General features: G+C 39.8%; 12 protein-coding genes. 6 read left to right on the forward strand and 6 right to left on the reverse strand.

Annotated features, from left to right (window positions below):
- From UC75_RS21515 to UC75_RS12240, 3 genes are all read left to right on the forward strand, one after another.
- Positions 1 to 708: MFS transporter (locus UC75_RS21515; RefSeq protein ID WP_228137334.1), on the forward strand; the 708-nt coding region annotated here is incomplete at its 5' end.
- Positions 709 to 778: 70 nt separating this feature from the next.
- Positions 779 to 1,234, forward strand: coding sequence for a MarR family winged helix-turn-helix transcriptional regulator (locus tag UC75_RS12235; RefSeq protein ID WP_049837756.1), 456 nt, complete (start codon positions 779 to 781; stop codon positions 1,232 to 1,234).
- 123 nt (positions 1,235 to 1,357) lie between these two features.
- Entirely contained in the window at positions 1,358 to 2,050 is a 693-nt protein-coding gene (locus UC75_RS12240; protein WP_128825260.1) for a GntR family transcriptional regulator, read from the forward strand.
- A 43-nt stretch (positions 2,051 to 2,093) separates the two neighbouring features.
- Here UC75_RS12240 and UC75_RS12245 read toward each other — a convergent pair whose 3' ends face one another.
- From UC75_RS12245 to UC75_RS12265, 5 genes are all read right to left on the reverse strand, one after another.
- Positions 2,094 to 3,038 (reverse strand): PDR/VanB family oxidoreductase, encoded by a 945-nt coding sequence (locus UC75_RS12245; protein WP_049837758.1) that lies wholly within the window; start codon positions 3,036 to 3,038, stop codon positions 2,094 to 2,096.
- Positions 3,039 to 3,050: 12 nt separating this feature from the next.
- The gene (locus tag UC75_RS12250) at positions 3,051 to 4,127 is read right to left on the reverse strand and encodes an aromatic ring-hydroxylating oxygenase subunit alpha (RefSeq protein ID WP_049837759.1); all 1,077 of its coding nucleotides are present in this window, start codon (positions 4,125 to 4,127) and stop codon (positions 3,051 to 3,053) included.
- A 232-nt stretch (positions 4,128 to 4,359) separates the two neighbouring features.
- Positions 4,360 to 5,547 (reverse strand): OprD family outer membrane porin, encoded by a 1,188-nt coding sequence (locus UC75_RS12255; RefSeq protein WP_049837760.1) that lies wholly within the window; start codon positions 5,545 to 5,547, stop codon positions 4,360 to 4,362.
- A gap of 12 nt (positions 5,548 to 5,559) precedes the next feature.
- Positions 5,560 to 6,513: a formylglycine-generating enzyme family protein gene (locus tag UC75_RS12260; protein ID WP_128825273.1), complete on the reverse strand. Its 954-nt coding sequence runs from the start codon at positions 6,511 to 6,513 to the stop codon at positions 5,560 to 5,562.
- 25 nt (positions 6,514 to 6,538) lie between these two features.
- Entirely contained in the window at positions 6,539 to 8,224 is a 1,686-nt protein-coding gene (locus UC75_RS12265) for an arylsulfatase (RefSeq protein ID WP_049837846.1), read from the reverse strand.
- Between the two features lie 372 nt (positions 8,225 to 8,596).
- Between UC75_RS12265 and UC75_RS12270 the strand changes: the two genes are divergently transcribed.
- The 3 genes from UC75_RS12270 to UC75_RS12280 all read left to right on the forward strand — a co-directional run bounded on the left by UC75_RS12270 (position 8,597) and on the right by UC75_RS12280 (position 13,701).
- Positions 8,597 to 9,943, forward strand: coding sequence for an MFS transporter (locus UC75_RS12270; protein ID WP_049837762.1), 1,347 nt, complete (start codon positions 8,597 to 8,599; stop codon positions 9,941 to 9,943).
- 31 nt (positions 9,944 to 9,974) lie between these two features.
- A complete protein-coding gene (locus UC75_RS12275; protein WP_049837763.1) occupies positions 9,975 to 11,255 on the forward strand; it encodes an OprD family outer membrane porin in 1,281 nt (426 codons plus the stop codon).
- 247 nt (positions 11,256 to 11,502) lie between these two features.
- Positions 11,503 to 13,701 carry an OsmC domain/YcaO domain-containing protein gene (locus tag UC75_RS12280; protein ID WP_049837764.1) on the forward strand — a complete coding sequence of 733 codons (2,199 nt, stop codon included), beginning with the start codon at positions 11,503 to 11,505 and terminating at the stop codon, positions 13,699 to 13,701.
- A 64-nt stretch (positions 13,702 to 13,765) separates the two neighbouring features.
- On the opposite strand, the gene UC75_RS21520 is transcribed toward UC75_RS12280, so the two are convergent.
- On the reverse strand, positions 13,766 to 14,137 hold a 372-nt coding region (locus UC75_RS21520), incomplete at its 5' end, for a GMC family oxidoreductase (protein ID WP_228137335.1).

The following is a 14,137-nucleotide window of genomic DNA, read 5'->3' on the forward strand; positions in this document are numbered from 1 at the left end:
GCGCCAATTTTACTCATTCCACTGATTATGCGCTTTTTACCTGAGTCAAATGATTACCTGCAACGTAAAGGTCAAGCGCAAAAAACGACGCCATTCTTGGAAGTTTTATTTGCGAAAGAACGTCGTATGTCGACGATTCAGCTTTGGGTCAGTTTTTTCTGTACGCTCGTTGTACTGTATTTCTTGTTGAACTGGTTGCCGTTACTGATGGGCGCGCAAGGCTTATCGAAACTTCAGGCAAACTATGTACAGATGGGCTACAACGTGGGGGGAATTTTAGGTTCAATCCTCATGGGCGTATTGCTTGATAAATTACGCATGAGCTTTGTGATTAAGCTGATTTATCTCGGCATTTTATTCTCGCTGTGCTGTTTAGCGATATCCCCAACCGTGGCTTTACTTGCACTTTCGGCAGTGGGTTGTGGCTTATTCATTGTGGGTGGACAATCTGCATTATACGGTTTAGCTGCCATGTATTATCCAACAGAAATGCGTGGGACAGGAGTGGGTGCGGCGGTTGCAATCGGGCGTATCGGTTCTTTTGCAGGACCTTTAATGGCTGGTTTTTTACTCTCACTTGGACAAAGCTCAACCATTGTGATTGGTTCAAGCATTCCAGTGATTTTAATTGCAGCGATCTCTGCATTACTTCTTGTCAAAAAACCTAAACAGCCTGTACATTTAGTACAAAGCTCAGGTGCTCGCTAAGTTTTAACGAAAGTATGGGGTTGGTGCCTCATACTTTCATTACAGATTTTCTTATGATGATTGAAAGGTTATGGTACGTTCGAATTTAGTTCAAAAAAAAGTAGAAGATGAGCCTAAGTTAAGTTACATGATTGCTCGTGTTGACCGAATTATTAGTAAACATTTAACAGAACACTTAAAAGAGCTTGAGATTACCTTGCCGCAATTTACTGCGCTTTCTGTTTTAGCTTCAAAAAGTAATGTATCCAATGCCAAACTTGCTGAGCGCTCTTTTATTAAGCCGCAATCGGCTAACAAAATTTTGCAAGATTTACTGGTCAATGGCTGGATTGAGAAAAAACCTGACCCAACACATGGCCGCCGTATTTTAATTACACTGACCGAAAGCGGTGTTGAAAAGCTAAATAAATGTAATGAAGTGGTTTTAAAAGTTGAAGAAAAAATGCTTGAAGGCATCGATATTAACTTAGCTTATTTAATTCGTAACAATCTCGATATTATGGTCAATAATCTTAAAAACCTTTGATGAAAGGTAGTTTGCAATTTAATTTATTAAACGCAGTAAACATGCTTAAGCACTGATTCACACAGAAAATTTATTTCATTTTACAAATGAACTTGCTAGCATCGAAGTGACGTTTTTGGTGATGTGTGGCAGCGAATGTCTTCAGGACAACAAGTTTTACTTAAACTAAGAAAAATGATTATTTCAGGGGAACTTGAAGGCGGTGCCAGAATTGCCGAAATTCCGACTGCCGAGTTACTTGGTGTTTCAAGGCAGCCTGTTCGTATTGCCTTTCGGTTGCTCGAGCAAGAAGGGCTCCTCATTAAAAACCCAACTCGTGGCTACACGGTTCGTGAAATTTCAGAACAACTTGTTCATGATGCGCTTGAAGTGCGTGGTGTGCTCGAAGGATTAGCTGCGAAAACTTTGGCAGAACAAGGCTTAAGTGAAGAGCAGAAAAAGACGCTGCAACATTGCATTCAAGAAACTGAAAAACTATTTAATGATAAAGACGAGTTTGGCGATGCTGAACTAGAACGTTATCACCATTTTAACGTCATTTTTCATGACACGATTATTGAGGGCGCGCAAAACGTCGCACTCATCCAAGCCTTAGCAAAAAACAACCAATTGCCGATGGCTTCTGCTCAAGCCATTACCTATGACCAGAATCAAGCTTTGTCAGAATATCGCCGTTTGCACTATGCACATTTACAGCATTGTTCGATTTTCGATGCATTGATACATCGTCAGGCAGGGCGTGCTGAAACCTTAATGCGTGAACACAGTAGCGTAGTGATTTTGGGTGAAACCCTAAGAAATGTTTTAAGTGCTTAAGATGAAATAAGTTCCTTTATGTTTGAATAAAGGAACTTGAGTATTAAAGCTCAATCACAAGATTTTTAGTTTTTGCACGAGAACAGCAGGGCGTAAACTGGTCATTCAAAGCATGTTCCTCATCGGTCATAAATAGATCCCGATGATCAGGCGTGCCTTCTACAACGCGGGTAATACACGTGCCACAAATGCCTTGTTCACATGAAACAGGAATATCAAAACCATTTGCAATTAATGCTTCAGTAGCAGTCTGCTCTGGTAGTACTTCAATTCGACGGCCCGTACCTTTAACTTCAATAGTAAAAGCTTCATCGTTAGACGTATCTACTTTTTGCGCGACGAAATGCTCTTGATGTAACTGATCGCTATGCCAATCTGCTTGTTCGGCTGAGCTCATGACAAACTGCATAAACCCTGTTGGTCCACATACATATAAGTGTCTATTTGGTGAAGCTTGGCCCAAAACCTCTGCCATATTACATTCAGTGTCTGGTTGATCTTGAATATGAAAATGGACTTGGTTACCAAAGTGCTCGGTTAAGTTGCCATAGAAGGCAATCATTTCATGACTACGAACAAAGTAGTGCAATTCAAAAGGAATATTGGCCGACTTAAGCCGATATGCCATCGACAAAATAGGGGTAATACCAATACCACCAGCAAATAAAACTGCCTGTTTTGTTTGAGGATGAATCTCAAATAAATTGCGTGGTTCACCAATCTTTAAATGGTCGCCTTCACGATATTCAGTGTGGATGCAACGTGAGCCACCGCGTGAATTAGCATCATGTAAAACACCAATGACATAACGATGCTTTTCACTGCAACAGTTTGAAAGAGAATATTGACGGGTGAGGCCATTTTTTAGATGTACATCAATATGTGCACCTGCTTCAAAATTCGGTAGCTCTGTACCATTTGCTGCAACCAATTCAAAAGCACGAATGGTTGGGGTGAGCTGATGAATTTTTTGAATAATAACGTCCATGTTCATGCTCCTTTAAATAATCCGAATGTTTGGAAACTTCTGTGCGGATGTTTCAGGAGGCGTTTTATTTTCTTCGGCAAGTAGTCTATCAATCACTTTACGAGACTGGACACCGCCTGCGTCGATGTTGAGCATCAGTAACTTGCGATGTGGATTGTTTAAAATGTTTTGCTGCTGTTGCTCCAGCATTTCTAAATCTTCAGTAAAGATTTTACCTTGGCCTTCACGAATTTGATCGGTGAGTTCAGCATTATCTGGCTGGAAGTTGCGGGCCATTCCCCAGAAATACCAATGTGAAGTTTCAGTCTCTGGCGTAATAAAATCGACCACAATTGAGGAAACTTTTTTGTCTTTTGGTGCGTGATAACCACCATGTCCAGCATGCGCTACACCCACTTCAATATGGACATTACTTGGAGCAAAGAAGTGACAACGTTGCCAACGGTCAACAGGTACATCATCTGCTAAGTGGTTACCACGAAGCGCCATTTGCCAAAATGGAGGTGCGATCACATTTTCCATATAGCGTTCGGTAATGACATGGTCGCCGTCAACTTTAGTGACTGGTAATGACTCATCAATTTCTTTTTGTCCGATGCTGCTTGAATGAACATAGGTCTCGTGGGTTAAATCCATCAGGTTATCTACCATCAAGCGATAGTCACACTGAATGTGGAATAGGCCTCCGCCATAGCTCCATTCAGGATGATCTGCCCATTCTAAACTTGGCAGTTTTGTTTCATCTGCTAAAGCTTTCTCGCCTGGCCAGATCCAAATAAAACCGAACTTTTCGACAACTGCATATGATTTATTGCAAGGGAAACCATTTACACGTTGAGCTGGCATTGAGACGGTCTTTCCGTCACAACCCATGACTAAACCATGATAACCACATACAAGGTTACCATCTTCTACATAGCCAAGTGAAAGTGGGGCACCACGATGGGGACAAAAATCTTCAACGGCTGCAACTTGGTTTTCTTTACCGCGATAAAAAACAATTTTTTCACCACAAATAGTGCGACCTAGTGGTTTGTCTTGGATTTCTTCTGGACGGCAGGCAACATACCAAGCATTTTTAATAAACATTGTGACGACTCCTTATCACTTATTGGATCCAATTTATAATAAATAAAAATATTGGTCAATTGATAAGCAGTATATTTTTTAAAAATATTGATCTTTAGGTTTGGTTGTTTTGTAGATTTTTAATTGCTATTAAAGACTTTTGTATTTACTTTGAATTTTAGAGGTTAAATTTTTATTTATCTTAATTTGGATCCATAATGACTGTGGTTAAGCCATTATGGAGAGTGAAAATTTAGAAATTAACAGTGTAGTGAAGCATCATGCGCTGTTCATCCAGACTTTTGCCGTGTTTGGTGTCGTAGTTAATATTTAAGAAAAGAAACTTAAGATTTTTAATCCAAGCATTGAGATCATACTGAATCAACACATCACTTTCTTGCTCAAAATCATTTTGATTCATTGTTTGAAATGAATCGCCATAAATATATTTATAGGTCACTTTTAGACCCTTGATGTAGTCTTTAAAGTCATACGATGCAACGAAATGATACGACTTTTCGTCTGCTTTGGTAAACGCGCCTAAGGTCCAGTTCACCATATGGGGGATGGGCATATTATCGAGTTTTGGAATACCATCTTTGCCAAAGTTTTCTTGATAGCCAATTCCAGTTGTAAAGTTTCCATGTTTAATGAAATGCATGGCTCCTACAGATGTATTGTCATATTCACCAAGCTTTGATTTACCGATATCGTCATGGCGAAACACACGTAATTTTGTGGTGTGCTGCTTTGTCCATTGATAATCAAAAGCAAAGTAACTTTGATTGATGAGATCTGTTAAGTAACCATTATAAAATTTCCAATTATATTGAGGCGTTTTCCCATCCCATTGGAAAAAGTAAAGCCCATCAGATTCATGTTTTGAGATGGCGAGTTTGTGGTAGTCCTCCTCATTTTTGGGTGAATAACGATTAATCAAACCTAGCTCGAAATTTTGTTGCGGTGTCTTATATTTTAATTCCAAGCCTTTATAGTTAACTCGTAATTGATGTGTATCCACTTGTGGCATAAGTGGTGAATCGGGAGTGATTTCACCTACATTCATGCGAAAGTTTTGATATTCAAATCCAGCACCTAAGCCATATTTAATTTGGTCTTGTGCTTGTGTCTTGGTGTTAGGGTCAAAGGGTATGACCATATCATTGGTGTGTTGGTCGCTACTTAGGCGATATGCGTATTGGATGCTTGGATTGAGGTGTAGCTGAATATCATTAAGCTTGGTTGACCAGTCACCACGATAAATCAGACCTTGGCTCAAGCTATGAGTATCGGGACTAATACTATTTTCATATTGTCTGTCGAAGTTGAATGTTTTTAGTGTGAGTGTATTTTGAAAATTAACATCTACTTCACTATGAGCTAAACAGCAGGCAAGGGTTGTCCCTGAGAAGAAAATCCCATAAATAAAAATATGCTTCATTTTTAAATCCGTTTAAAAGCGTTTTACTGTTCTAAATCCGACATGGCTAGTTGCAAGGTCGAGTTCCTGTGGATGCCTCGCGGCAGCACGATAACGCGCGCAATAGTTGGTAGCGCATAAATAAGATCCACCTTTAATCGTATATTGCAAAATCTGTTCGTGACTTTGCCGATATTTCGAGGGATTTCCCATATGGTGATCTCTTGGACCTGTATAGGGTGTTTGCGTCCATTCCCATACATTGCCAATCAAGTCATATAAGCCAAATGGGTTTTTACTAAAACAGCCAACAGGGGCAACATCCTTAAAAGCATCTTCCTGAACATTTTTATATGGAAATTCACCTTGCCAGAAATTGGCTACAATATGGCCTTCATGGGTCGGGCCAATATCGGAATTTTGCTGAAAACCTTTGGCTGCATATTCCCATTCAAGTTCGGTCGGTAAGTCATGACCCAGCCAATTTGCATAAGCGTAGGCATCATTCCATGTCACCATGCGAACAGGCTCATGAGGTGCAGGTTGTTTAGGATTGTTTGGGCCCCATGGATGTTTCCAATTGGCCCCTTTTTCAAATTTCCACCATTGTAATTCTTCAACTGGATGATCTGGTTGTACAAACATAGCTGCGCCGCCTTGCTTCTCTGCATCGGTGACATAACCCGTTTGTTTAACAAACTCTTGAAATTGAGCATTGGTGATTTCAGTCGCATCAATTAAAAAAGCGGGAACTGAAGTTGCCTGTAAATTTAATGGGCGTTCATCTTCATAACCTTGTGTGGTGCCTAAAACAATCTTTCCTTGAGGAAGTTTGACCATGCCTGCTTCTTTATTTTTAGGCCAACCCGAAGGAAGGCCCGAATAAGAATTACATTTAGCTTTACTGCCTAAGTCAGGCAAGGTGGTCTGTTGTAGTTGAGGTGTGGTTTTTTGGCATGCACAAAGTAAGAGGAACGATGAAAGCATCATGATCTGTTTCATCTGGTTTTCCCTACTTTTTATTGTATTGCTCAAAATCCACAACACCATTTTCATCAGCATATCTTAAATATTTGTCATTTAAGACTTTAACGATTTCAGGATGTTCTGCGTAAACATTATGTTGTTCATTAAAATCTGTTTTTAAATTGTAGAGTTCCCAACCATGGCTCTTAAATTTAGAAGGTGAGTTTTCAACAAGTTTCCATTCGTCAGTTTTAGCGTAGCGGCTGCCATGTAATTCTTTGAAGTCATAATAATTAACAGGACGAATACGGGCAGTATTATCTTTAAACGCAGGGATCAGACTAAAACCAGATGGTTTAATTTTGGTGCTTGAAGTTGGATAAACCTGACTATTTTGAATACCAGCTAGCTCCATCACAGTGGGGAATATATCTCTGACTGTCGCAAAGTTATTGTTGATTCCATGTTGTTTAGAAATCTGAATAGGTGATTTAACAATAAATGGAACTCGCACACCGCCTTCTGAAGCGGCTGACTTCCAGTACGTAAATGGAGTGCTGCTCACTTCGGCCCAGCGTGGTCCCATGTATAGATATGAGCTGGCGTTGCCTATATTTTCATAGCGATTGTCGGCATCACCCATTGGGAAATTATGATCACCACCTTCAGCGCCGTTATCTGACATAAACACAATCAAAGTATTGTCATATAAATGATGCTTTTTAAGATATTGGATGACATCGCCCACGCGGTCGTCTAACTGGGTAACCATGCCAGCATAAACTTCCATTTTACGCGCTTCATATTTGCGCTCTTGTGGGGTGAGTTCATTCCAGCTTTTGGTACCTAAAGCTTGATTGCCACGTTCGACTGGATATTCTGCATTTGCAGGAATTAATTCTAATTGCTTTTGTCTCTCAAAGCGTTGCTTGCGAATTGCATCGTAGCCTTGATCATATTTACCTTTATATAGGTCTCTATAATGAGCAGGTGCTTGTAGTGGCCAGTGTGGAGCGGTGTAGGCTAGGTAGGCAAAAAATGGTTTTTGCGCTTTATTTTTGTCTAAATACTCAAACGCTTTTTGTGTAAAAAAATCGGTCGAATAGTAATTATGAGGTAGTGTGACTTTTTGACCATTTTCAGTATATTGAGTATTGCGCGGATAGTTTTTAGGCTGGTCTTTAAAGTGTAAATCGAAGCCATCGAGCAGAGCAAAAGATTGATCAAAACCACGGGCTTTAGGGTTTTGTTCGGGAGCATAGCCTAAGTGCCATTTACCAACCATGAAGGTGTAATAATCTTTTGTCTTTAAAATCTCTGCGAGTGTATAAGCATTTTGCGTTAAATGACCTGAATAGCCATCAATTTTGAGGAGTGCACGCGGGCTATCTGCTCCAACCAATTTTTCTTGTCGTTTTGAAGTTTCATACATAGCACCTAAACCTACCAAGTGGTTATCTGCACCTGTCATAAGCTGTGCACGAGTAGGTGAACACATTGATGAAGCATGAAAATTAAAAAGCATTTTTCCTTGCTTTAACAAACTATCAATATGAGGAGTTTTAATTTCGCCACCATAAGCACCAATATCTGAAAATCCAAGATCATCGGCCAAAATAATCATGATATTAGGTGGTTGTTGATTTTTTGGAGGTGCTGCTTGCGTTGTGTAAAACAATTGGCTGGCAAAAAAAAGTCCCAATGTAAGCTGGCTTACTCTTTTGAGTTTCATAACAACAATCCTTTGATGTTTCATAAATGCATCTTGCATTTCCTAGAAATAAACTGAGCTTTTTTGGCTAAAAAATGCTCTGGAATCGATCATAATAGATTTTTTAATATGGATCCATAAAAATATTCAAGCATCCTAATTTTATGTTTTTAATAATTTTATACTTATATAATTTATGTGTTTATATACTTTTTAATAATCCATTTATAATTTTAGTTGATTTTTTGGATCCAAATATTCAGTATAGAAAAAGAGCAGGATGCTCAAAAAACAAATATTCCTCTAGGTCATTATGGATACGGATGTGCATAACCACCCAATCGCTCATATCGGCAATGTCGTGTGTATGTCTTATCCAAGGGAGATACACAAATGGAAAGAGACGTTCTAAGTGAGATCAATCAAAACAAAATGAGCCGCTACCAATGGTTCGTCATTTTGATCTGTATTTGTCTCAATATTATTGATGGCTTTGACGTGATGGTAATGGCATTTACTGCTCCATTCGTGTCAGCAGAATGGTCACTTTCAGGGGCACAAATTGGTTTGTTACTCAGTTCAGGCCTTTTTGGAATGGCTGCTGGTTCAATTTTTCTCGCGCCTTTAGCCGATAAAATTGGTCGCCGTTTACTCATCTTAGTTTGTCTTGTCATTGCAGGTCTGAGCATGTTGGGCTGTGCTTTTGTACAAAGCCACGGCATGTTGGCAGCACTTCGATTTATTACCGGAATTGGGGTGGGCGGCATTCTTGCGAGTAGTAATGTACTGGCAAGTGAATATGCCAATGCTCGCTGGCGCAGTCTTGCAGTGAGCTTAATGTCTACTGGTTATGGAATTGGTGCGACACTGGGCGGAGTACTATCACTGGCATTGATTGAGCATTTAGGTTGGCGCTCAATCTTTTTAGCAGGTGGCATTACTACCATTGCAATGCTGCTAATCAGCGCATGGTTATTACCAGAATCTTTAGATTACTTACTCGCGAAACGACCAAAACAGGCACTAGAACGAATTAATGCAACTGTAAATCGTATGGGGCTAAACGAATTACCCGTTATGCCGCGTTATGAAAAAATCAGCACGCAAAATGGCAGTGAACTGGGCAAGTTATTTGCTGGACAACTTGGATTTCAAACACTTTGTTTGTGGTTTGCATTCTTTTTAGTGATGTTTGGCTTTTACTTTGTGATGAGCTGGACACCAAAAATTCTTATTTCAATGGGGATGTCGCCACACCAAGGTGTAAGTACCGGTATTTTAATTAGTATTGGCGGGATTTTCGGGGCAGCCATTATTGGTTTATTGGCATCACGCATGAAAATCTTTTATGCCTTAAGTTTGTTTTTAGGGCTGACCTCGGCATGTGTTTTCCTATTTGTCGCAGTCTCATCTCAAGTCAGCATTGCACTCATGGTGGGTTTATTACTCGGCACACTCATTAATGGCTGTGTGGCAGGTTTGTATTCGATTTCTCCAACAATTTATGATGCTGAAATTCGTAGTCGTGGCGTGGGTTATGCAATTGGTTTTGGACGAATTGGGGCAATTTTATCGCCAACGGTCGCAGGCATTTTTCTGGATAAAGGTATAGCACCCGCAACGCTGTATGCCTATTACGGTGTGGTCTTTATTTTGGCTATTTTCCTGATTTTAAGTTTGGGTAGTGCTTTTTACCGCAGTCAAAAAGAGCAAAACTACTCGCTTAAAACAGCACCTTAATCCATTAAAAATTAAATAGTTGAGATAAAAAATGAAAAAGACACCATTATGGGTGGGGGTATGCTTGTGCCCATTATTTAGTCAAGTTGTGCATGCTGAGTTTATTGCAGACAGTAAAGCTGAGCTGACACTTCGTAATTTTTACTTTGACCGAGACTATAAAAAAGACCCATATCCCTATACAGCAGCCAGAGATTGGGCGCAGGGTCTAATTTTTAAAGGACAGTCTGGTTATACCGAAGGGACAGTTGGGTTTGGTGTAGATGTATTGGCAATGGCAGGTTTTAACCTGATGGGAAGTCGTGCTGATGACTATGCGCGTAGTGGATTATTACCAGTGAATACCGATAACTCGCGTGATGATTATTATGGAAAAATCGGCATTACAGGAAAGGCTAAATTTAGAAAAAATGAGCTTTTTGTGGGGGATCTAGTTCCACAATTACCAACCATATTTTCATCGCCAGCGCGTTTGTTCCCTCAGACTTATCGCGGTATCCGCTTTGTTTCAAATGAAGTTCCAAATCTTCAACTCGAAGGATTTTATGTCGACGAAGTACGTCAGCGCGATTCAATTCGTTATACCGATGTTGGAACAGACAATATCAATCATCGTTTTGACAAAGCGGCAACTACTGATTCTTTTTATACATTAGGTGGAAGCTATCAGTTAAAGGATTATCGTCTACGTGCTTATCATGCTGAACTCAAAGATATTTACCAGCAACAATTTTTAGGTTTTAACGGGAAGCAGCCTTTAAATGACCAGCTTAACTTTTTAAGTGACGTGCGTTTTTTTAATAGCGAAGAAACTGGAAGCAAAAAAATAGGAGAGGTCGATAACCGACATATTAGTGGCTTATTTGGTTTGAACTATCAAAACCATACTGTTTCTTTGGGCTACATGCAGTCGTTTGGTTCAACTGGTCTACCATTTTTGTCGGGAACTGAAAGTCCGGTCGTGCTTGATTTTATGAGCTCGGACTATTCAAATAAAGACGAAAAAGTCTATTCGATTCGTTATGAATATGACTTTAAAAATGCGCGGGTAGGTGATGTTTCATTAAACGGACTGCGCTTTATGACTCGCTATGCAAAAGGTGAAGACATTGATTTACTGCAATATGGTGATCAGCGATTTAAAGAAGAGTCGATGGAATTTGATTTGGGCTATAAAATTCCTGAAGGTAAGCTAAAAGGATTGGGAATGCGAGCTCGTTTTTCTCACTACCGCAACGATATGCCAACGAATATGACCTTTCACTCGACAAATGAAACGCGGTTGAATGTCGATTACACCTTTAAGTTTTAACGCTCAATATTTAAGTAAATTAAAGACGAGTTAAAGCATTGTGAGCGGCAATGTTTTAACTTTAGTTATCAACTGCACAAAATCCCTCTATAATACCGCCAATTTAAAGCCAATTGAGTCGTTCATTAAACACGTGGCTTTAATCTCTCATTTTTTTAAGTCAATTTCTTCGCTGTGATTCGGCTTATTTTTCAATATTTAGATTTTATGTGTCTGTGCTGACACATAAAAATATTTAGGTGCCAGCATGGAAATCAAGGTTAATTATCTCGACAATCTTCGACAGGAAGCTAAGTTCGATGACTTTACGGTAATTGCCGATCAACCAATTCGCTACAAGGGTGACGGTTCGGCACGGGGCCCATTTGACTATTTTTTAGCATCGTCAGCATTGTGCGCAGCGTACTTTGTAAAAGTATATTGTGCCGCTCGAGATATCCCAACCGATAATATTCGTTTATCGCAAAATAATATTGTTGATCCTGAAAACCGCTATAAGCAAACATTTAAAATTCAAATTGAATTACCAGCCGATATTTCAGAGAAAGATCGCCAAGGGATTTTACGTTCGATTGACCGTTGCACTGTTAAAAAAGTGATTCAAACTGGTCCCGAATTTATTATTGAAGAAGTTGAAAGCATCGACGCAGATGCACAAGCATTGTTATTGCCAAGCCTAACTTCAGAAAGCCATACCTATATTCAAGGTAAAGACCTGCCGTTAGAAGAAACCATTGCCAATATGTCTGCCATTTTGGCAAATTTGGGCATGAAGATTGAAATCGCGTCTTGGCGTAATATCGTGCCGAATGTATGGTCATTACACATTCGTGATGCACAGTCTCCTATGTGTTTTACCAACGGTAAAGGTGCAACTAAAGAAAGTGCTTTAGCGTCTGCATTAGGCGAGTTTATTGAGCGTTTAAACTGTAACTTCTTCTATAACGACCAGTTCTGGGGTGAAGAAATTGCCAATGCTGAATTTGTGCATTATCCAGATGAAAAATGGTTTAAGCCGGGTCCAAATGGTGAATTACCTAAAGAAATCTTAGATGAATACTGTCTTGAGATTTATAACCCAGATGATGAGTTACTTGGCACACATTTATATGACACCAATTCAGGCAACGTAGAGCGTGGCATTTGCTCGCTACCTTTTGTGCGCCAGTCTGACGATGAAGTTGTATATTTCCCATCAAATTTAATTGAAAACTTGTACTTAAGTAATGGTATGAGTGCGGGCAATACTTTGGCAGAAGCCCAAGTTCAATGCTTGTCAGAAATTTTTGAACGTGCTGTAAAACGTGAAATTTTAGAAGGTGAAATTGCCCTTCCAGATGTTCCTGAAGAAGTATTAGCAAAATACCCAGGTATTGTTGCTGGTATTAAAGGTCTAGAAGAGCAAGGTTTCCCTGTATTAGTTAAAGATGCATCGTTAGGTGGCCAGTTCCCTGTAATGTGTGTGACTTTAATGAACCCACGTACGGGTGGGGTGTTTGCATCTTTCGGTGCGCATCCAAGTTTTGAAGTTGCGTTAGAACGTAGTCTGACTGAATTACTTCAAGGTCGTAGTTTTGAAGGTTTAAATGATTTGCCTCAACCGACTTTCCAAAGTAATGCAGTCACTGAACCGAATAACTTTGTTGAGCACTTTATTGACTCAAGCGGTTTGGTTTCTTGGCGCTTCTTTAGCTCTAAATCTGACTATGACTTTGTTGAATGGGATTTTTCTGGCGAAGGTGAAGAGTCGAACGCAGAAGAAGCTGCAACATTGTTCGGCATTCTCGAAGAGATGGGCAAAGAAGTATATATGGCAGTCTATGAGCATTTAGGTGCGACTGCTTGCCGTATTTTAGTACCGGATTATTCAGAAATTTATCTGGTTGAAGATTTGATTTGGGACAATACCAATAAAGCACTTTCATTCCGTGAAGATATTCTAAATCTACACCGTTTAGATGATGAGCAGCTTGAGGCGTTGGTTGAGCGCTTAGAAGAATGTGAGCTAGACGATTACACAGAAATCACCACGCTGATTGGCATCGAGTTTGATGACAATACAGTTTGGGGACAGCTCACAATCTTAGAGTTGAAATTGCTAATTTATGTGGCTTTACAACAATTTGAAGAGGCAAAAGAGTTAGTCGAAACTTATTTGCAATATAACACCAACACCGTTGAGCGTGGCTTGTTCTATCAGTGCATGAACGTGGTGCTTGAAGTGATGTTAGATGAAGAACTAGAGCTTGAAGACTATCTGACTAACTTCCGCCGTATGTTTGGTGACACACGAATGGATGCAGTATTAGGTTCTGTCGATGGTAGCGTTCGTTTCTATGGCTTAACACCAACAAGCATGAAACTAGAAGGACTTGATCGTCATGTACGTCTGATCGAGAGCTATAAAAAATTGCATGCAGCTCGCGCTAAAGCCGTGGCAATGTAATTTAAAAAGCGAAATAAAAAAGCCTATTTTAAAATAGGCTTTTTTTATAAAACAACTTACTGGTTTAAGCAGAAGCTTTGGTGATCTCTATGATTTCTGCATCTACTTTATGATCTTGCTGCTCATCCAGAGTATGCTTAGCTGGAATATACGACATTGCACGTTCTGCAAGAGCTGTAATGGTAAGACTTGGGTTAACGCCCAAATTGGCACCTAACATTGAACCATCTACAACATATAAGTTTTTATAGTTAAAGACACGGTTTTGTCCATCTACCACGCCGCGCTCTGGACTTGAAGAAATCGCACAACCACCCATACAGTGTGCTGTAAAAGGCACGTTAAACAAAATTTCGGTAATGGTCGTCATTGGATGACCATTAAACATTTTTGCGACTTTTTCGGTAAATGCATTGGCCTGCGGAATATACACAGG

Origin of the sequence: Acinetobacter sp. V2 (assembly GCF_001188385.1) — a bacterium.
GTDB classification, from domain to species: Bacteria; Pseudomonadota; Gammaproteobacteria; order Pseudomonadales; family Moraxellaceae; genus Acinetobacter; species Acinetobacter oleivorans.